Origin of the sequence: Chitinophaga sp. YIM B06452 (genome assembly GCF_039655965.1) — a bacterium.
Taxonomy (GTDB): Bacteria; Bacteroidota; Bacteroidia; order Chitinophagales; family Chitinophagaceae; genus Chitinophaga.
In genome coordinates, this window is the sequence record NZ_JAWLKY010000001.1 from 342,693 (window position 1) to 362,769 (window position 20,077).

Annotated in this window: 14 protein-coding genes; 1 reads left to right on the forward strand and 13 read right to left on the reverse strand. The window is 54.9% G+C overall.

All coding sequences use genetic code 11. The annotated features are described in order from the left end of the window. Positions 1-19: 19 nt before the first annotated feature. The 13 genes from R3I13_RS01270 to R3I13_RS01330 form a co-directional block, all read right to left on the reverse strand. Complete coding sequence (locus R3I13_RS01270) at positions 20-859, reverse strand: chromate resistance protein ChrB domain-containing protein (protein WP_346316095.1); 840 nt, start codon at positions 857-859, stop codon at positions 20-22. 42 nt (positions 860-901) lie between these two features. Further along, positions 902-1,228, reverse strand: a complete 327-nt coding sequence (locus tag R3I13_RS01275) for a hypothetical protein (RefSeq protein ID WP_346316096.1) — start codon at positions 1,226-1,228, stop codon at positions 902-904. 23 nt (positions 1,229-1,251) lie between these two features. Further along, the gene (locus tag R3I13_RS01280; protein ID WP_346316097.1) at positions 1,252-2,736 is read right to left on the reverse strand and encodes an alpha-L-fucosidase; all 1,485 of its coding nucleotides are present in this window, start codon (positions 2,734-2,736) and stop codon (positions 1,252-1,254) included. Positions 2,737-2,753: 17 nt separating this feature from the next. Next, on the reverse strand, positions 2,754-3,770 hold the full coding sequence (locus R3I13_RS01285) for a zinc-binding alcohol dehydrogenase family protein (RefSeq protein ID WP_346316098.1): 1,017 nt from the start codon (positions 3,768-3,770) through the stop codon (positions 2,754-2,756). A 180-nt stretch (positions 3,771-3,950) separates the two neighbouring features. Further along, positions 3,951-4,694 (reverse strand): DUF1080 domain-containing protein, encoded by a 744-nt coding sequence (locus tag R3I13_RS01290; RefSeq protein WP_346316099.1) that lies wholly within the window; start codon positions 4,692-4,694, stop codon positions 3,951-3,953. A 17-nt stretch (positions 4,695-4,711) separates the two neighbouring features. Next, entirely contained in the window at positions 4,712-5,857 is a 1,146-nt protein-coding gene (locus R3I13_RS01295; RefSeq protein ID WP_346316100.1) for a Gfo/Idh/MocA family oxidoreductase, read from the reverse strand. 21 nt (positions 5,858-5,878) lie between these two features. Next, positions 5,879-6,922 (reverse strand): TIM barrel protein, encoded by a 1,044-nt coding sequence (locus tag R3I13_RS01300; RefSeq protein WP_346316101.1) that lies wholly within the window; start codon positions 6,920-6,922, stop codon positions 5,879-5,881. 57 nt (positions 6,923-6,979) lie between these two features. Beyond that, positions 6,980-8,179 (reverse strand): hypothetical protein, encoded by a 1,200-nt coding sequence (locus tag R3I13_RS01305; protein ID WP_346316102.1) that lies wholly within the window; start codon positions 8,177-8,179, stop codon positions 6,980-6,982. Positions 8,180-8,207: 28 nt separating this feature from the next. Next, on the reverse strand, positions 8,208-9,260 hold the full coding sequence (locus R3I13_RS01310; protein WP_346316103.1) for an aldose 1-epimerase family protein: 1,053 nt from the start codon (positions 9,258-9,260) through the stop codon (positions 8,208-8,210). Between the two features lies 1 nt (position 9,261). Continuing rightward, on the reverse strand, positions 9,262-11,925 hold the full coding sequence (locus tag R3I13_RS01315; protein WP_346316104.1) for a c-type cytochrome: 2,664 nt from the start codon (positions 11,923-11,925) through the stop codon (positions 9,262-9,264). A 31-nt stretch (positions 11,926-11,956) separates the two neighbouring features. Then, entirely contained in the window at positions 11,957-13,444 is a 1,488-nt protein-coding gene (locus tag R3I13_RS01320; protein ID WP_346316105.1) for a RagB/SusD family nutrient uptake outer membrane protein, read from the reverse strand. A 23-nt stretch (positions 13,445-13,467) separates the two neighbouring features. After that, positions 13,468-16,575: a TonB-dependent receptor gene (locus R3I13_RS01325; RefSeq protein ID WP_346316106.1), complete on the reverse strand. Its 3,108-nt coding sequence runs from the start codon at positions 16,573-16,575 to the stop codon at positions 13,468-13,470. Positions 16,576-16,730: 155 nt separating this feature from the next. Next, positions 16,731-17,762 (reverse strand): GntR family transcriptional regulator, encoded by a 1,032-nt coding sequence (locus R3I13_RS01330; RefSeq protein WP_346316107.1) that lies wholly within the window; start codon positions 17,760-17,762, stop codon positions 16,731-16,733. 178 nt (positions 17,763-17,940) lie between these two features. Between R3I13_RS01330 and R3I13_RS01335 the strand changes: the two genes are divergently transcribed. Continuing rightward, positions 17,941-20,064: a bifunctional aldolase/short-chain dehydrogenase gene (locus tag R3I13_RS01335; protein WP_346316108.1), complete on the forward strand. Its 2,124-nt coding sequence runs from the start codon at positions 17,941-17,943 to the stop codon at positions 20,062-20,064. Positions 20,065-20,077: the final 13 nt, after the last annotated feature.

The following is a 20,077-nucleotide window of genomic DNA, read 5'->3' on the forward strand; positions in this document are numbered from 1 at the left end:
TTACGCGTTTGTACAGAACTTACTTTTTGTGCAGTTTTTTCCTGTACTCAGAGGGGCTGACGCCGGTGATCTTCTTAAATATCCGGGTAAAGTGGCTCTGGTCGGAGAAACCGGTGAGGTAGCCAATGTCCGTGAGGGAATAGGAAGGTTCTTCCATCAGCTGCACAGCCTTTTCTATACGCTGTTTGCGGATATATTCGCCGAAAGACAGGTTATCGAAGTGTTTGGAGAACTCGCGGGAAAGATAAGAGGGATTGATGTCCAGGTCTTTGGACAATTCTTTCAGGCTGAGGCTTGTGTCTATATGGTCCTGGATCAGTTCCTTCAGTTCCTGCGCCCAGGCCGGCATACGCTTTCCCGCGCCCTGCCTGGACCTGATGAATTTATTGAATACTTCCAGCAGCAGATGTTCGAACGGCTGGCCGGTGTGTTTTTCCTTTTGCAGGTGTGCCGCCCAGCTGTACAGCGCATTGTAGATCAGCATGCCTTTTTCCAGCAGCTCATGATCGTCTGTATGATTATATGCCAGCCCCGCCGAAATGGCCCACAGCCCTGAGGCCTGCGGCGCAATATCATGCCGGTCCGTATCGGCACCGCGCACGATCGGCGCCATCGACTTTACAGCCGGGTCTTTTATTTTATATTTTTTGATGAGATAGTCAAAAGTACATTCATCGCCGTAATGCGTCAGTTCCACATTCGGCACGTCAAAAGGAATGGCGTTGAGGGCCGCTGCGCGGGAAACCACTTCATTGAAAGGCGCGAAAATGATCTCGGCGCCCGGATCAATGAATTTGCGGATGAGCCAGGGGCAGGCAAGGCGGTCTATTTTAGGATGTTCTCTCGTGATCCATTTCATACCTTCAATTTACACCATTTCAATTGCGGCAGCAAAGAACTTCTATATCCCCTTTCCTCCAACTTCTGTTTTCAACGCATCCGCCGCCTCTCCCACCCTGCCGGTCATTTTTGAAATATTTCCTTTTTTATTGGCGACGATATGCGTGGGATATGATGCTATCTGAAGTCCATCCATATAACTTTCCGGCCAGAATTTCAGGTAGTCTTTCCTGAAATAATACAGGTTATTGTAGCTGCTTAAGATCTTTTCAGGCGCTACAAGCGGCGCATCTGCCTGCTGTTCATCTTTTTGCTGTGAGCACGCTGAAAGAACAGCAAGAAAAACCGGCAGGATACAGGAATATATCGGGTGAATCTTCATGATCATAAGATAATGAATTTTCAATTCAGCTACGGCATATCGATCACAGACAATTCATAAATGGAAGGCAGGTTGCTGGCCTTCGTCACCCGGAAGCGCAGCCTGTCGGTTTTATAACGTTTCGGCAGCCTTATCACCTTACAATCGCCCATCGGTTCATAGCCCAGGTAAATGGTCTCCCAGCGCCCGTTCTGCATAATATCCACCGCATATTCCTGTATGCGCGGCAGGCGCACCTGCGAAAAGCCGTCCGCAAGATCTTTGGTATCCTTATATTCAAATATGCTGATCTTGTTGAAAGCCTCCGCAGGATCCAGCGTCATTTCAAGGCTGGCCAGGGTATCCGCGGACGCCCAGCGGCTGTCCAGACTCCCGTCTGTCACCCTGTTCCCGTTGTATTCTTCTTTTTTCTCCCATACGCTGGAAGCCTGCACGGGTTTACGCGCCGAGATGAATTTCCCATTCTTCGGCAATGGTTTCCCCGGCGCAAGCCCCAGCCTTTTACCTAAAGTGATGGCCGTGAGCGCTTCATACTCGCGGATGCGCCCTGTCTGATCCGGCGGGATGTTCATCACCAGCGCGTTATCGTTATCAGTGCACCAGTAAAAAAGTTCCTCCAGCTCGTCCAGCTCCCGCGTGGGCAACTGTGCCGACTTCTGGAACCAATTCCAGCGGTGGCTGATGCACAGCGTATGTTCAAACGGCATGTAATAGGATTTACCGTCGTGGAGGTATTGCTTTTTGTCGTAACGGGTAATGATCTTCGGGTCCCAGAGGCGAAAATCCGAAGGGAAATACTGGAAGTAATATTTGTTGTCCGCCGTCATTTCCGAAGGAAGGGTGAAATTCCTTTTCCCTTCTTCATTTACGATCGTGTGGTTTACACTCACAGCGCAGGCCGGGTTGATTTTTTTCACCAGTTTATAAATTTGATCGATCCCCCAATCCTGCGGTTTCCGGTCCCAGCCACCATCCAGCCACAGCTCGCAGATGGCGCCGTTGTTGGTGAACAGCTCGGTGAGCTGCTTCAGCATGTAATCGATATATTTTTGCGGGTCCTTGTCTTTGTAGGCAGGCTCATGCCGGTCCCAAAGGGAGTAATAAATGGCAAATTGCAACCCGTATTTTTTACAGGCCTCGGAAACGGCTTTCACCACATCAGTTTTCACCGGCGACGAAGCTACGTCGTAGGTCGTGTATTTACTGTCCCAGAGGCAGAAGCCGTCGTGGTGTTTGGTGATCAGCAGCACATACCTAAAACCAGCGTCCCTGGCTGTTCTTACCCATTGTTCGGGATCAAGGCGGGTAGGATTGTATTTTTCAACGGGAATGGTACCGTCAGACCATTCCACGTCTGCAAAAGTATTTACGCCAAAGTGGATGAACATCCCGTAGCCGCGTTTGATCATAGCCTGCTGTGCGAGGCTGGGCTTTGTGCCGGGTTGTTGCAGCTGTGCAAATGTTTGGGTGAACAGGAAAACCAGTGCCAGCAATCCCCCTATTTTTTTCCGCATGCTTATCATTTTTATCTTCAAAAGTCGATGATTGCCTTGATCACATTTGCTTCCGGCGCGTAGAGACCGGTGAATTCGTCCGCCAGGTCTTGAAAAGGGATGCGGTGTGAAATATATCCTTCCGTGGGGATGAGCCCTGCTTTGAAGAGCCCGATCACCTTTTTAAAATCCGCCGCGGTGGCGGACCGGCTGGCTTTCAGCGTGATCTCCTTCCGGTGAAAAACAGGATCAGGGAACACCACATCGCCTACAAACAACCCGACAAAAACGATGGTGCTGCCCGCTGCTGCAAATTCAAAACTCCGTTCCATGGAAGCTTTATTGCCCGTAGCGTCGAACACGATGGTTGGGAGCTCCCCGCTGAATGCCTGCTGAAGATCCTGTACCACGGTATCTTTCAGCAACACAGTTTCCACTTCGGGGAACATTTTTTTAGCGAACTGCAGCCTGTTTTCATTGATGTCCAGCGCGGCGATCTTTACGCCTTTGAGCCTGGCCAAAGCGATGATCGCCAGCCCGATAGGGCCTGCGCCGATCACCAGCACGGTGTCTCCGTCCACGATGGCCGCGCGTTCCACTGCATGGCAGCCGATGGCGAAGGGTTCTATCAGGGCCACGTGGTCCGGGTGCATGCCGTTCACCACGTGCAGGTTGGCGGCTGGGTAAAGGATGTATTCCTGCATGGCACCGTCTTCATGCACGCCCAATACCGTTACCTGGCTGCCGCAGTTGGTTTTGCCGCGTCTCACGGCCTGGTCTTCAACGGGGTTGCGGTAAGGCTCAATGGAAACGAGGTCTCCCGGCTGCACGTTCTTCACCGCTTCACCGGTGGCCACCACCTCGGCGGCTACTTCGTGGCCGAGAATGCGCGGGTAAGTAAAGAACGGCTGGCGGCCTTTGTAGGCATGCAGATCGGTACCGCAAACGGATACATGCCTGATGCGGAGCAGGGCATAACCTGCGGGAGGCTGCCCCGGGTGCGGCTTTTCAGCCCATTGGAATTCTCCCGGCTGCTGTAGAACAAGCGCTTTCATACTTCGTGATTGATGGACTAATGATACCTGTAACAGGCTGGGTAAAGATAAAGGCTTCCTCTAAACAAACCGGTGGAATACTTACCGTTATTGGTGTTAAAATATCCATATAAAATGGAAAAGGGCAGACCGACGTCTGCCCTCATTTCTCTGTTATCCTTTTGTTCTCCGTTATTATGCTTACAATTCTTTGATCATGATCTTGCGGTACTCTACTTTCATGGGCGGGCCAATATGCACCTGCATGCCGAGCAGGCCGCTTTTCCGGCCATTCACTGTATCGTTGTCCGTTACGTCGGCCATCAGCACGCCGTTGATAAAATGCTGGAGATGGCCGCCTTTGGCCACGATGCGGCAGGTGTTCCAGTCTTCCTGTTTGATGAGCGTCTTCAGCGAATCGCTGCTGCCGAGCGAGCCGGTCACTTCAGCCAGCGTCCAGGCATTGTTCTTTCCGCCTTCCTGGAGCGTCTTATCCGTGGCCGGGATGGTCACTTTCTGGCCGCGGTAGGCCAGGGTGGTGCGGCCGCGTTCTTCGTAGTTCTGGCCGGTGTAGCGGTTAGCCCCATCGATGTCTGCCTGGTAGCCGGTGAGGGCATTGGGCACGCCGGCAAATTTTGCGCTGCGGTAATTCACGCCGCTGTTGCCGTTTTTGGTGATCCTGAACTCAAGCGTCAGTTCAAAGTCGCCGGGTTGCCCGCCCTGCCAAACGATGAAGCTGTTTGTTTTCAGGGTTTTGTCCGGCGTGATCTCCCCTACCAGGTTCCCGTTCTCCACGCGCCAGTAATTGGTGTCGCCTTCCCAGCCGGTGAGGGTTTTGCCGTCAAAAATGCTTTTGAAGCCTTTTTTGTTTTGCCCGTTGGCGCAGCCTGCATGGAACAGGGCCAGGGAAGCGGCGAATAAGCTTACTACTGATCTTTTCAGCATATCTGAGATTTAGAAGTTTATGCTTTGGGTACGTCTTTCCAGGCAAGGGCCGCCGCGGATTCAAGCACCGCCTGGCATACCGCCTGTGTTTCATGCGCTTCGCGGAAAGTGGGCGAGCAGGGCGTGCCGGTCTCGAGGCTTTTCAAAAAGTCTGCCACCTGGTGCACGAAAGAATGTTCGTAACCGATGCCCAGCCCGGGCACCCACCATTTGTCCATATACGGCTGCTCGCCGTCCGTTACATGAATGGAGCGCCAGCCGCGGAGATTGGAGCTGTCCGCATTGTCGAAGTACTCCAGGCGGTTCAGGTCGTGCAGGTCCCAGCGGATGGAAGCATGCTCGCCGTTGATCTCGAAGGTGTACAGCGCTTTATGCCCGCGTGCGTAGCGGGTGGATTCGAACAGGCCGAGGGAACCGTTGGCAAAGCGGCAAAGGAAAGCGCAGGCATCGTCTATCTTCACTTCCTGCACTTTGCCGGTGAGCTGGTGCATCCTTTCTTTGACGAACGTTTCGGTCATGGCGGTTACGTTGCTGATGCTGCCGTTCAGCCAGATCGCGGTGTCTATGCAATGGGAAAGCAGATCGCCGGTTACGCCGGACCCTGCCACGTCTGCGTCCATCCTCCAGAGGCCTTCGCCGCCCTGGGGAAGTTTGGCGCTGATCGTCCAGTCCTGCAAAAAGTTAGCCCTGAAGTGGAAGATCTTGCCGAGCTTGCCGGAGTCGATGATCTGCTTGGCCAGCGTTACCGCGGGAATGCGGCGGTAATTGTACCATACGGTGTTGGCCACACCCGCTTTTTCAATGGCTTCCACCATGGTGCGGGATTCTTCCAGCGTACGCGCCAATGGCTTTTCGCAAAGCACCATCTTGCCGCGCGCTGCGGCCGCAATGGCGATCTCCGCGTGGGTATCGTTGGGCGTACAGATATCTACGGCCTGGATGTTATCGTCTTCTATCACTTTCTTCCAGTCGGTAACGTAGTTGGCGTATCCCCACTGGTCTGCAAAACTTTTGGCTTTTTCGCCGTTGCGGGCGCAAACGGTATGCAGCACGGGCTTGTATTGCAGCTCAGGGAAAAAGTTGCGGATGCGCTGGTAACCGTTGGAATGGGTTCTGCCCATAAAGCCGCACCCGATGAGTCCTATATTCAAAGTCTTCGTCATTGTTAAAATGATTTATTGTTTTCAGGCTTCATACCAGCCGTGCTGGTTGCGCACTTTGATCATGGCGGCCAGGATATTGTTCCAGGTGCCGGGTTGCGTCATTTTTTCGTTGGGGAACATGCAGCCGTCCCAGCAGATGTGCCGGAAAGCTTTTGTCAGTTCGCCTTTTTCGTCGCGGAGCCAGAAACCTGCATCAGCGGCGATGTCCAGCCTGCCGTTGGGATCATTGGCAAGGCAGTGGCGCCCGGTTTTGTCGTGCGAGCCGGTGCCGTGCACGGTGCCATCGTTCTGCGCCACATGGAAATCGATCGTCCAGGGGCGGAGAGCGGCGGTGAGTTTCTTTAATCCTTCCTGCAGGGCTGTGCGTTTGCTCCATTCAAAGTCTGCCGGCAAAATGCGGTCTTCCGGCGCGTTGTAACCCATGAGGTACAGCAGCGTGTGCGCCATATCGGCCTGGAAACCGAGGTTGGGCCTATCAGTAGCTTCCAGTGTATCGATCATGGCTTTCCAGCTGTGCATGCCGCCCCAGCATATTTCGCCTTCGGCAGCGAGCTTTTCGCCGTAATCGGCGGCTACGTCGCAGGCTTCGCGGAATGTTTGCGCAATGAGACGGGTGTTGCCCGCGGGGTCTTTGGCCCAGCTTTCGGGAGAACTGGCGGAATCGATGCGCACCACACCATTGGGGCGGATGCCAATTTCACGCAGGCGTTTGGCAATGTGGCAGGACTTGCGGACCTGCTCTACGAAACGTTTCCGCTCGTCTGCACTGCCCATGGCGGAACCGCCGTCCGGCGGCCATATCGGGGCTACCAGGCTGCCTATTTCAAGGCCGTACGCTCCTACTTTGTCGGCCAGTTTTTTAATGCCGTCGTCGTTGCTGTTCACATCGAAGTGGGGATTGAACAGACCGATGTCCACCCCATCGAATTTAACGCCGTCCACTTCAGCGGCGGCGGTCATTTTGAGCATTTCGTCAAAAGCAATTACCGGTTCGGATCCTTCTCCTTTGCCCACAATGCCCGGCCAGGTGGCGTTGTGCAGTTTGGGCCAGTTATTTTGTTGCATAACGGTACTTTTATAACGTGAGAATTTTACAAGGTTCAACAGAGATGCGCAGCTGCATTACAGCGCCAGGTCCGGGTTTTCAGGTCCGAAGTGTTTCAGCATCACGATCGGGTCGGTGGCGGAAGCGTTGGTGATGGTCACCCCTTCTTTCGCGGCTTTTTCGCTCACGAAATATTCATCGTGGGTGAGCTGCCCGTAACGGATCAGGGCGGGTGTTTCAATATCCCACACGCCCATTTTGCCATGCCCCTGCATCATGATCAGGCCGTAAGCCGCGCTGTCTTTGATCACCACGGTAGCGCCGGGCTCGATGGTCAGTTCTTTTGCGCTGAATGCGGATGATTTGTAGCAGATCCATGTTTCCGTATATCCTTTGCCGTTAGCTGCGGGTATGGGCGCCATAAAACGGTTCCCGTGCAGGTTCGGATCCAGGTTGAGGTCCCAGTCGATCACATCCAGCAGGGCTTCGTAGTCGCCGATGCTTTCTTTGGGCGTGCCGTTCCACAGCAGCTCTTCGGGTATTACGGCGTTGTTTACGAGTGACTGGTACATGGCAAACACGTCAGACGCTTTCTGCGGTTCGTAGGTGCAAAGGCTGCCGGGCGCATGCAGCAGGCCGGGCGGCACGTCCCAGCCGGTGCCGGGCCGCAGCAGGAAAGCCTGTGAATAATCGGTGATCTTGTTATCGCCTTTGGTGAAATTGCGCAGGCATTCGCCGATCTGTTCGCGCGTGGTGCCTGGTGCAATGCCCATGAAGGTATACGGGAAATCGCCGCCATGGTTGTTCAGCTGCGGCGGGAAGTAATATGCTTCCGGTTTGCCCAGCTGCCCGATGAGCGCGGCTTTTTCGTCGTTGTGGTGAATATGGTGAGGCAGGGGGCCCAGGTTGTCGAAGAACTTGGAATACATCGGCCAGGAGCCGTACTGGTCCCACAACCGTTTGCCGATCAGTTCGTCTTTCAATTCGTCTACCGCATCTTTCAGCAGGAACTGCACTTCTTTCCCGCCGTCGTTGAACACGATCTTGCTCAGGCCTTCGTGCTCGCCGGTGAGCGGGCCGTTCTTGGCCGGAGTGGTAGACGACAGCCAGCGTTCGTCGATCCCGCCGCGCTGCCCGCCCAGTACATAATAATCATCGGGGTGCAGCTTGATCCTCCTGCCCGGCACGCAAAACGACCGCGGTACCCAGGTGGGCGCCAGGCGCAGGATGCCTTTGCCCTGCTCCAGTGCTTTGGCGGCTAAACTTGATTTTTCCATTGGCATTGTATTGATGGGTGATGTTTGTTTATGCATCGTGGAATATTTTTTTGATGGATTCTTTTCCCTGCAGCACTTCCAGCTCCAGTTCATATTCTCGGCTTTCGCCCGGCTGAAGCATGATCAGCGTGCCCTGCTTTCTTGCCCCGGCCTGGCCGATGGGCGGGTTGGTGCAGGGCTCCAGCCCGGTCACGTACTCTCCCGGCCCCCAGTGTTGCCAGTTGACGAACCAGGGGAGTTGCGACTTTTTAAAACGCACCACAGCCGCCAGCTGCAGCCGCGGGTTATGCAATCCGGCCGCGCACCAGCCATCGGCGCCGCCTTTGATATCTATATATGCTGCCGCTTCGCCTGTTCCGGCATGTTCTGCCATGGGCGGCGGGCATGTTTTAAAAGAACCGCCTTCACGGAAGATCATTTTGCTGGCCTCATCCCGCGGTTGCCAATCGCCGTCCCACAGCAGCTGCGAGCCCTCGTCTGCCAGCGGCCAGCCGAAGTTCATGTGATACATGAGCATATGCGGCGCAGGCGTGTTGCCGCGGTTCACGACCTCGTCGTGTACACGTATAACTGGAACGCCTAAACGTGCGCTGATGGTCCGTTTCATTTCAAGGTTCACACCGAGCGCCCGGGTTTCACGCACGATGCCGGTGAGCTGCATATCCAGCGCTCCGGCTGCGGGGTTGGGTTGTATTACAGACACCAATTCCGCCGCAGTGTTGCTGATGGCCCCGTGAAGCCCTCTCTCCCCATACTCATCGCTTTCCGGCCCGCCAACATGCGAGAGGCCGCAGGTTGTAAGCAGTCCGCCCCCAAAGGTATGAAGCCACGAAAGCCCGCCTGCCGGGGCGGGCGCAGGCCGGGCATGACCGGTACAACTGAGCCAGGCCAGGCTGTGCCGGTCATGAAAAGCCTCTGCAATGTCCATGGCGCGGTCTATCACTACTTTAAAGCGCAGCCCGGCGCCTGTATTGACCCAGGCCACCCGGTTGCCCCTGCCGGGGCCGTTGTCCAGCACGGCTGTTTCAATGCCGCCAAGCTGCGCGTGATGTGATATTTTATGTTGCCAGTTGTGCTGCATCTTATTTTTTTCCGAGCTGGTTGCTGATGAACATCGAGTCTTTTTCGTTGCCGCCTGATTTGATGTAAGCCATCAGGTCGCGCAGTTCATCGGGGCTCAGGCGGTTGATAAGGCCTGGCAGCATTACGGACACGGAAGAATTATTCACACCGCTCACGTTCTTCTTCTCAATTTCTCTCAGGTCCTGGGGAGAGAAAGGATTTTGTGACACGAAATATTTATCATCGTCCTGGTTCACCAGCCTGCCGGTCACTGAGCTGCCGTCTTTCAGGGTAAACACAGTAGCGGCATATTGATCGGAGATCGTTTTGCTGGGCTCGATGATCGCCTCCAGGATGTCTTTATTGGAGAAGCGCGTGCCCAGCTGCGTCAGATCGGGGCCGGCAACGCCGCCTTCGCCTTTCACGGTGTGGCAGGAGCTGCAAAGCGTGGCTACGAACATGGCTTTACCCTGCTCGAAGTTGCGGTTGTGCAGGCCGCTGTCTATTACCAGCGTGGCTTCTTCCACTTTCCATCTCCTGCCGGGGCCTTTGGGCTGCACGGTGGCTATGTCCGCCCCGCCGCGCCGGGCAAGCGAATCGCCGGACATGATGTTGAAACGTTCAAACTGGTCTTTGGGCAACAGCGCGAGCGCATTTTTCCGCGCGCCGTCAATGAAACCGAGGAAGCTGTGGCCGCCTTTGAAGGCGAATGCAGCGTAGTACCATTTAAAATATTGTTCCTGCAGCTGGGGCGTCCAGCCTTGTTTGGCCTGGCTGAGCACAGTGGCATAATAAGTTTGCTGGATGGGCGGCATTTTGGCGAGCATGTTCGCAATGTCCATCCCGTACTGCGGGTTACGCATAATTAGATCCTTCGAAGCGGTCGCGGTTTTTTGCTCTTCGGGATCATCTTTTGCATTTGCCAGTAAAGCCATTGTTTTCTCCACGGCCTTCGGTGCGTCCAGGTGTACGAGCAATTTGCTCAGGCCGCGGTTGAGGTTGTTTGTTTTGGCAGGATAATGCGGATCGAGATATGCGATCAGCGCGGTTTTCTGTGCTGCGTCAGGTTCACCCAGGCGTGTGATGGCCAGTTCAATGGCGCGCAGCAGGTCAGACTGCTGGTTTTCGCTGAGCTTGCCGTAATCGATGCTGGTGAGCTGCGTGAAAAGCGCATTCTTCACATCCGCTTTCCCCTGGCGAGCCAGCGCGATAGCGAGCTGTATGGCAGTTTCGGGATCTTTTTCCGCCAGGGCTTTTGCCTGCCATTCAGCCAGCGGCTGGTTCTCAATGGCAATGCGCGCGGCGAAGCGGATGAAGCGGTCTTCGTGTTTCAGGAAAGGCCAGGCCGCTTCAACAGCGCCAGCTTTGGGCCCGCCGTGAAATGCTTCCAGCTTGCGGCGTTGCTGCTGCAATTCGGTAGGCTCTGTGGCAGCGAGCGCTTCGGTATTTTCTTTATTGTCTTTGTAATAGATCCTGTAAAGATCGGATTCCAGCCTGCGGCCGCCGGTAAGGAAATACAGCGCACCGTCAGGACCGATCACGCCGTCTGTAAGCGGAAGCGGCGCGCCGGAAAGGAATTCTTCGGCTTTAGCGGTGTATGATGCGCCGGAAGGCTCGAGGTGAACGGCATAGATGATACCGAAGCTCCAGTCGAACGCAAATACGGCCTTTTTATATTTTTCCGGGAAATGCGCATTGCCGCCGTATACCACATTGGTAGGCGATCCCTGGCCGATGTTGAGAATTGCGGGCAGGTTGTCCGGGAAAGACGGGTTCCATTTACCGGTACCGTGCCTCCAGCCGAATTCTGCGCCGCTGGTAACATGGCAGATGCGGGTAGGGCGGTACCAGGGCGTACCAAAGTCCCACTCCATGTCCGAATCGTAAGTGAACAGCTCGCCTGCGTTGTTGAACGCCATGTCGAAAGGATTGCGGAAGCCGGAAGCGATCAGGTCCCAGTTGGTACCCGTGGAATCGATATGGGCGATCCAGCCGCCACGTGCATGCGAGACCTGGTCATGCCCGTTCGGGTCTTTGATCATGGGCAACAGGTTGTCCGTACTGTCTGTGGTGCGGATGCGGTAGCTGTTCATTTCAGGCTGGCGGGTGAAGTTGCCGGCGATCACGTAAAGCGATTGTTTGTCGGGCGACAGCACAATGCTGTGCGGCCCGTGCTCTCCTTCGCCTTCCAGTTCGCGCAGCAGGGTAATGGTTTCGAAGTTATCGTCGCCGTCTTTGTCCTGCAGGCGGTACAGGCCGCTGCCTTTGTCGAATTTTTCGTCTTTATTGTGGTTGACCATTACGTAAAGGCTGTTGAACGCATAGAGCAGGCCCTGCGCGTAGCCCATCGTCACTTTCGACGACGTGTCCGCCCCGATCTTCATTTGTTCGATCTGGATCTTGGTAGTGGTGTCGCCGATGGCGGGCAGCGTAAGGCGGTAGAGGTAGCCGTACTGGTCGGAAACGATCATGCGGCCTTTGGGGTCGAATGTCATGGACACCCAGGAGCCTTGTTTGTTGTCTCCGGGACTATACAGGTGGTCCGCGTTAAAATTGTCGGGCAGCTTCAGCTTGTCGATCTTCGGGTTGCCGGTGAGCTTGCGTTGCTCTTCCGGCTTGTTGTTGCAGGCTGTTGCTGCCATTACGGCTGCGAAAAGGATAAAGAGTCTTGTCTTTACATGCATAAAAAAATGTTTCTTTTAGTATAGTAGACGATCAATCCCAGCCCTGGTTCTGCTCTAGCCCGTTCAGGCGTTTTTCCCTGTCGGGGATGGGAAAGAGCAGCTTATAGGCTGCAATATTGTATGATGCGGCGCTCAGGCGCGTCAGTCGTTGTTTTTCCTGGTTTCCGTGCTGCGTCATCACTTCTATCGCCTTCCCGGTGCGCAGCAGCTGGTACCAGCGGTGATCTTCAAAAGCCAGCTCCACCCTTTGCTCGCGGAAAACGGCGTCCCTGAAAGCGGCCTGGCTAAGGCCAGCCAGTGGCAGTAATCCTGCGCGCACGCGTACCGGGTTGATGTATTGGTACGGATTGCCGCTGCCCGTTTCGTTGACAGCCTCCGCCAGCATCAGCAATACATGTGAATAGCGGTATACCGGCCAGTTTTCATTCGCGCGCCCATCCAGGGCGTATGGTGGATGATAGAATTTTTTGATCAGCGGAAGCTTGCCGCCGAATGCTTTGGCTTCCTCGAAAGGTGTGTTGGTCGGGCTGTCGTACAGATATACCGATTCGTCCCTCCGCTTGTCATTCGCTTCGTAAGCATTGTAAATGCCAGGTGTCGGGATATTACACCCGCCCAGGTTCCCATTAAACCCTGTGAGGTCTCTTTTTCCGTTACGTGGTCCGAATACAAAAATATAATTACTGCTCTCAGTTTCAAGCCCTGAATTATACTGCACGGAAAAAACTGATTCGGCATTGTTTTTCCGGGCCGGGTTGAAATTGTCCCCGTAATCGGGCAACAATGAATAACCCAGGGTGGTTACCTGCTGCAGGGCCGCTACCGCCGCGGGATATTCCTTCCGCGTCAGGTACACTTCCCCCAGCAGGGTGAGCGCAGCGCCTTTGGTGGCCCGGCCAATGTCCGCCCCGGTGTAGGACGGCGGCAGGCTTTCGGCCGCGTCTTTCGCATCCGCAATGATCTGTGCATACACTTCATCCACGGAAGCGCGGCTGCGCGCGAAAGCGTTTTCCGGGCTCGCGGGCTCCTTCACGATCAGCGGCACGCCGCCAAAAAGGCGCACAAGGTGAAAATAATACAAAGCGCGCAGGAATTTAGCTTCTCCCGCATAACGTTTTTTTAAAGCCTCGTCCGAAAACTGGACCGCGTCTATCCGGGTGGTGATCACGTTGCACTGGTGAATATTCCGGTAGATCTGCGCCCAGATGGTGTTCACGTAGTTGTTGCTGGAGGTGATCAGGAACTCGTCTATCTCCTCCCTTTGCTGGGCGCCGCGGTCGCTGGCGTCGTACTGGTAATTGGTATTGTCCGCCACCATTTCGGTCAGCGCCCAGAAGTCGCTCGTATAAAGGTTCTGCAGCACGCCGTACGCGCCGTTCACTGCCCGCAGCACCTGCATTTCGGTCTGGTAATAGTTCTCGCCGCTGGAAAACGAATTGGGTTTAACATCAAGCATGTAATTGCAGCCATTGGATGATAAGGCCAGCAGGCATATAAAAAGATATATTTTAGTTTTCATTTTGTGCCGGATTTAAAACATGGTTAAAATGACAAATTCGTTCCGATGGTATAGATCCTTGGCACCGGGTAGTTGGAATAGTCGATCCCCGGCACCAGCGCACCGCTGCCGCCTTTGCCGGTGTAATTGCTTACTTCCGGGTTGCCGCTGTATTTGGTGAACAGGAAAGCGTTCTGCACGCTGGCATATACGCGCGCGCTGGAAATGAATCCCTTGACCGGGATCGCATAACCGAGCGTGATGTTCTTGATCCAGGCGTAATCATTTTTTTCCACGGTGAGCGAGCTTACGTCGCGGTACATGACCCTGCCGCGGCCTGAGCCGTTGGTAGTGGGTATGCGGCCGTTGCCGGGCTGTGATTCGGAGCGCCAGCGGTCTTTCACCTCGCGCCTTACGTTGAACACGCCGTCGATGTTCCCGTTGTAGTCATTGGTGGCATGCAGCCTGTCTGCGCCCATAGAACCTACCACCAGCACACGCAGGTCGAAATTGCCGTAAGTGAACATATTGGTGAGGCCCCAGGTGAAGTCCGGGTACGGGTTGCCGATAATGTCAAAATCCTGCCGCGGCGTGATCTGCCCGTCGCCGTTGATGTCCTTAAACCGGATATTGCCGGGAATGGCGCCGGGAAACGCAGGCCCGCGGTCTACTTCAGCCTGGTTCTGGTAAATGCCGTCGAACACGTAACCGAAGAGCATGGCCAGCGGCTTGCCTACCATGGTGTAGTTGGTGGGATTGCCTTCGCTGCTGTTGCCGGAAAAGATGGGATCGTTGTTGCGGCCCAGCTTCAGCACTTTGTTGCGGTTGAAGGCGATATTGAAATTGGTGTTCCAGGCAAACTTCATGGTCTTGATGTTCAGCGAGCTGATGCCCAGCTCAAGACCTTTGTTCTCCAGGTCGCCACTATTTTCGGTCACGGTGCCGAAGCCGGAGGACTGCGGTATTTCCACCTGCAGCAACAATGCTTCGGTGTTGCGTTTGTACAGGTCGGCGGTGATGTAAAGGCGGTCTTTCCACAAACCGATGTCTACGCCGATGTTCAGCTCCCTCATTCTTTCCCAGCCGAGGTTGGGATTGCCGAAGGAATTCATCACCCGGCCGCCTGCAAGGGCGCCGCCAAACACATAGTCTGCCGTGCCGATGTTGCTCATATAAGAATAGTTCCCGATGTTGAAGTTGCCGGTGAAGCCATAAGAGACCCTCAGTTTCAGGTCGCTCACGGCAGGCAGGGCCTGCATGAAATCTTCCTGCGAAATGCGCCAGCCCAATGCCAGCGAGGGGAAGGTGCCCCAGCGGTTGTTCGCGCCGAAACGGGAAGAGCCGTCTGTACGGATAGTGGCGGTTACGAGGTATTTATCTTTGAAAGCGTAATTCACGCGGGCGAGATAGCTCAGCAGCACCCATTCCGATTTATCCGTGCCACCGGTGAGCGTGGCGGCGGCGTTGAGGGTCTTGATATCGTCGTCCGGGAAATTGGTGCCGTTGAACAGGGAGAAATTTTCTTTCTGCTGCTGTACGGTGTAACCGAGCAGGCCGGTGAGGTTGTGGCCGTTGCGGTTCCAGTTGTAGGTCAGCGTGTTTTCATTCAGCCAGTTGAGATAATCCCCTTTCATGGAATTGGCGCTGGGAATGCTGGGTGGCGCGGCATTGGTATTGCCCAGCGTGGAAGGCCGGAAATATTCCCCGGCGGCGTTTTGATAATCTATGTTCAGCGTGCTTTTGAATTTGAGGCCGGGGATGATCTCGTATTCCGCGTACCCGTTCATCAGCAATCTTGTTTCCCGCAGGTTGTTCACGGTCTCGTTCATTACCATCACCGGGTTGGGCAGGCCGAAGGTGCCGGGGCTCTGGATGTACGGGTTGTAGGAGCCGTCTGCTCTGTAAGCGGGCTCTATCGGGCTGGCGATGCCGAAAAATTCACCGCGGCCTTCGCCGCGGATGGCGCCTTTTTTCGTGGAAAACGTGGGCGCAATGTTCACGCCGACCTTGAATTTTTCGCTCAGGTTGGTCTCTACGTTTGCACGTACGGAATAGCGCCGGTAGCCGGTGTTGATCATCACGCCGTCCTGGTTGAGATAACCGAGGGAAACGTAGGCGCGTGTTTTTTCGCTGCCGCCGCTCACGCTGGCATTGATCTCCTGCATGGGCGCCACGCGGGTCACTTCTTCAAACCAGTTGGTGCCTTCGCCGATGAGCGAAGGGTTGCGGTATTTCTCCGGGATGTCCGATTCCACGGGCTCGCGGCCCTGTTCAAAACGGATCTTGTCTTCGGTGAGCTCTTTCCAGAACTGCGCGAATTCCTGCCCGTTCATCAGGTCTGGCCGGCCCTTTTTCGGGATCTGCTGCCAGCCGGTGCTGGCTGAAACGGACACAACGGGTTTGCCGGTGCTGCCGCGTTTGGTAGTGATGAGCACTACGCCGTTCGCGCCGCGGGAACCGTAAATGGCCGTAGCGGAAGCGTCTTTCAGAATAGCCATAGACTCGATGTCTTGCGGGTTGATGGCGTTCATGGGATTGGTCACTTCACTGGAGGAAGAGCCGAGCGGAAACCCGTCTACCACATACAGCGGCTGGCTTCCCGCACCCACGGCGCCAATGCCCCTTACCTGCACCTGCGGGCCACCGCCGGGAATGCCATTAGAGGTATTCACCTGGATGCCCGCAACCTGGCCGGAAAGCGCCTGGTCTACGCCGGTAAGCGGCATGTCTTTGATATTTTTCATGGAAACAATTCCCACTGAACCTGTTACATCTTTTTTCTGCTGGGTACCGTACCCCACTACTACCACCTGCGTCAATACTTTGTTGCTGCTCTCAAGTTGAATGTTCACCACTGTCCTGTTGCCTACCAGCACGGTCTTTGAAACGAAACCGATCATGCTGAAAACAAGTGAATCGGTGGCTGCGGCCTGGATCGTATAGCGCCCGGTGGCATCGGTGAAGGTACCTGAGTTGGTGCCTTTAATACCTACTGTAACGCTTGGCAGCGGGGACCCTGTGGCTGCATCGGTCAGGTGCCCGCTGATATTGTTCCTGCTTTGGGAAGAAGCCTGTAGCGCGGCGCAGAGCATGGCAGACAGGAAAAGCCCTGCTAGCGCGGAACGCGGGTTTTTACACGTGGACTTAGACATAACAATGTGGAATTAGTGTGGCAAAAGCGAATCTGGTATCAGACACAATTTAGACGAATGGTTATACATTCCTGTCCTGTTGCGTCCTGTACCGTCCTGTACTGTCCTGCCCGCAGCTAACGTGATGGGGTATACGGAAAAATGGCTGCGTTCCGCTACAGGGAAGGCCGGAGGTTGATATTGAAGGGAACTTCTATCTGGGCGCGGGAATGATCGAGGATGAGCTGTGCGGCCATTTCGCCCATGGCCCTGAAGTCTGTGGAAATAGTGGTGATGCCGTTGAGGATGAGTTTTTTAAGCGGCGTCTCGTTATACGAGATCAGGCCAATGTCGCTGCCCACCTGCAATCCCTGCGACATGATCTTTTCTATCAGCGCCACCAGGTCGCTTTCCCGGATATTGATGTATACATCGCCGCGTCGTATTTCTTCTGAAAGGATATCCGGCACCAGCTGGAAAGGGAACGCGTAATTCTGGCAAAAACGCACGAACCCTTCCTGGATCTCTTCGGGATAATAGGTATTGTCAGGGTAAATGAGCTTGAGGGTCTGGTAGGTCTGAAGCCGGTCCCTGGCCTGTTCCAGCGCGCTGTAGATGTCTTCCCGGAAATTTTCATACACAGCCCCGTATTCGCCGGTCACGCCTTTGAGCTTTTTGTCCAGCAAAATGAGCTTTTCCTTGGGAATGGTATTGATCACCTCGTCCACATGCTCCCAGCGCTCCCGGAAGTGCGGCAGCACCACCAGGTGGGTGTAGTCGTTCACCTTCTGGGTGAGCAGTTTTTTGAACAAACTGAAGTCGCTGTTGTAGATATAGAAGTCGATGTTGGCATGCTCTCCCAGCCGGTCGGCAAAGGAATCGTAAATGATCTTTTTATGTTCACTGAGTTTATTGAATAATAGCAGTATCTTATATGGCTGGCGGGGATGGGCGTTCTGCACATAGTATCCCTTGCCGGGCACGGAGCCGAGCACGCCGATGCTTTTGAGATGTTTGTACGCTTTCTCCGCCGTGTCGCGCGAGATCTCGAACACGTAGCTCACCTCGTTGATGGACGGCAGAATGTCGTCCTGCTGCAGTTTCCCGTCGGCTATCGTCTGGATAATGGCGTTGGCCAGCTGGTAATATTTGGGAGTGGCAGAAAAGTCATCGATAAAAAGATATTTAAAAACCGGGTGTTGCTTCATACGCTTGGATATTCGCCTGCCGGCAAAGTAAGAAAATAATTGTAAAGTTGCTGAAGCATGACAGTGCATGACAGTTCAAAAATGCACAAGCTTTACTTTAGCAACATGACATTCCACGTCATGATCATGTTCCCCGGCCATCCGCGGATGTGCCATCAGAAATCTTAAAAGGAATTTTATGTCTTTAGATAGAACTATCCAATTCAGGCATGTTAGTTATTTATGGGATGAAAAACAAGCCGCTGCGCTCGCCGGCGATGAAGTTGCCCTGCTGATCTACCGCTCCAACCTGCTGGGGGCAGACCTCCGGCTCACCAATTACGGCGGCGGCAACACCTCCTGCAAGGTACAGGCGAAAGACCCGCTTACCGGCGCTTCCACGGAAGTGATGTGGGTAAAGGGTTCCGGCGGCGACCTGGGTACTTTGAAAAAGAGCGGGCTGGCAGCGCTGTATGTGGACCGCCTCCGCAGCCTTCAGCGCGTTTACCGCGGCATAGAACATGAAGATGAAATGGTGGAACTGTTCAACCACTGCATATTCGACCTCAATTCCAAAGCTCCTTCCATCGATACGCCGCTGCACGGCTTTCTTCCTTTCGCGCATATCGACCACCTGCATCCCGATGCAGCGATCGCCATTGCGGCGGCGAAAGACGGGAAAAAGATCACGCAGGAATTATTTGAAGGAACGATCGGATGGGTAGACTGGCAGCGCCCCGGCTTCGACCTGGGCCTGAAGCTCAGGCAGTGCCTGGACGATAATCCCGGCATCCGCGGCATCATGCTCGGATCGCACGGGCTGTTCACCTGGGGCGACACGGCTTACGAAAGTTATATCAACACCCTCGAAGTAATAGAACGCTGCGCGCAATACCTCGCAGAACATACCGGTAAAAAAGGCCCCGTGTTCGGCGGCGCGAAGATCAGCACTCCGCCGCAGGAAAAACGGCATGCACAGGCCATTGCGCTGGCTCCGCTGCTGCGCGGATATTGTTCCTCCCAAAGCCGCATGGTAGGCCATTTCACCGACGATGCGCGTGTGCTCGAATTCATCAATTCAAAAGATATAGACAGGCTGGCGCCAATGGGCACCAGTTGCCCGGACCACTTCCTGCGTACGAAGATCAGCCCGCTGGTGCTGGAACTAGCGCCGGATGCAGATCTCAGCGATACCGCGGCTGTCAGGAAAATACTGGTGCCGCAGTTTGAAGCCTACCGTGAAATGTACACGGAATATTACAAAAGCTGCCGCCATCCCAACAGTCCTGCTATGCGCGACGCAAACCCTGTGGTGGTACTGTATCCCGGCATCGGCATGTTCACTTTCGCGAAAGACAAACAGACCGCGCGCGTGGCATCCGAGTTCTATATCAACGCCATCAATGTCATGAGAGGCGCGGAAGCTGTTTCCTCCTACACTTCCCTGCCGCGGCAGGAAGCATTTAATATCGAATACTGGCTGCTGGAAGAAGCAAAGCTCCAGCGCATGCCCAAGCCCAAGGCCCTGAGCGGCCGCGTGGCCCTGGTAACGGGCAGCGCGGGCGGCATCGGCAAGGCCATCGCCATGAAGTTTGCCGCAGAAGGCGCCGTGGTGGTGATCAACGACAACGACGAAGAAAGACTGGCCGCCGCGCGCGAAGCATTCAGCAAAGACTTCGGGAAAGACGTGTTCGCCGCCGAAGTACTGGACGTTATGGACGAATCGTCCGTGCGCCGTGTGTTCAATGCCGCGCTGCTGGCGTTTGGCGGGGTAGACATCGTGGTGAACTGCGCGGGCCTGTCTATTTCCAAACCGCTGGAAGAACATACCGAGGCCGACTGGAACCTGCTGTACGACGTACTGGTGAAAGGCCAGTTCCTCGTAACCCGCGAAGGCGCGGGCATTATGCGCAAGCAGGGTTTCGGCGGGGACGTGCTGAACATCGTCAGCAAAAACGCGCTCGTTTCCGGGCCGAACAATGCCGCATACGGTTCAGCAAAGGCAGCGCAGCTGCACCTCAGCCGGCTGAATGCCGCCGAATTGGGAAAAGATCGTATCCGCGTGAATACCGTTAACCCGGACGCCGTGATCTCCGACAGCAAGATATGGGCCGGCGCATGGGCGGAAGGCCGCGCGAAAGCATATGGCGTGAAGGTAGAAGAACTGCCCGCGTATTATGCCAGCCGCACGCTGCTCAACGAGATCATTGTGCCGGAAGATATTGCCAATGCCTGCTTCGTATTTGTAGGCGGGCTGCTGAACAAAGCCACCGGCAACGTTTTGAACGTAGACGGCGGCGTGGCGATGGCGTTTGTAAGATAGGTTCAAGCTGCAT

Coding starts and splice junctions, on each gene's coding strand:
- R3I13_RS01270 (WP_346316095.1), bottom strand. CDS start 859: ATGAAATGGATCACGAGAGAACATCCTAAAATAGACCGCCTTGCCTGC.
- R3I13_RS01275 (WP_346316096.1), bottom strand. CDS start 1,228: ATGATCATGAAGATTCACCCGATATATTCCTGTATCCTGCCGGTTTTT.
- R3I13_RS01280 (WP_346316097.1), bottom strand. CDS start 2,736: ATGCGGAAAAAAATAGGGGGATTGCTGGCACTGGTTTTCCTGTTCACC.
- R3I13_RS01285 (WP_346316098.1), bottom strand. CDS start 3,770: ATGAAAGCGCTTGTTCTACAGCAGCCGGGAGAATTCCAATGGGCTGAA.
- R3I13_RS01290 (WP_346316099.1), bottom strand. CDS start 4,694: ATGCTGAAAAGATCAGTAGTAAGCTTATTCGCCGCTTCCCTGGCCCTG.
- R3I13_RS01295 (WP_346316100.1), bottom strand. CDS start 5,857: ATGACGAAGACTTTGAATATAGGACTCATCGGGTGCGGCTTTATGGGC.
- R3I13_RS01300 (WP_346316101.1), bottom strand. CDS start 6,922: ATGCAACAAAATAACTGGCCCAAACTGCACAACGCCACCTGGCCGGGC.
- R3I13_RS01305 (WP_346316102.1), bottom strand. CDS start 8,179: ATGGAAAAATCAAGTTTAGCCGCCAAAGCACTGGAGCAGGGCAAAGGC.
- R3I13_RS01310 (WP_346316103.1), bottom strand. CDS start 9,260: ATGCAGCACAACTGGCAACATAAAATATCACATCACGCGCAGCTTGGC.
- R3I13_RS01315 (WP_346316104.1), bottom strand. CDS start 11,925: ATGCATGTAAAGACAAGACTCTTTATCCTTTTCGCAGCCGTAATGGCA.
- R3I13_RS01320 (WP_346316105.1), bottom strand. CDS start 13,444: ATGAAAACTAAAATATATCTTTTTATATGCCTGCTGGCCTTATCATCC.
- R3I13_RS01325 (WP_346316106.1), bottom strand. CDS start 16,575: ATGTCTAAGTCCACGTGTAAAAACCCGCGTTCCGCGCTAGCAGGGCTT.
- R3I13_RS01330 (WP_346316107.1), bottom strand. CDS start 17,762: ATGAAGCAACACCCGGTTTTTAAATATCTTTTTATCGATGACTTTTCT.
- R3I13_RS01335 (WP_346316108.1), top strand. CDS start 17,941: ATGTCTTTAGATAGAACTATCCAATTCAGGCATGTTAGTTATTTATGG.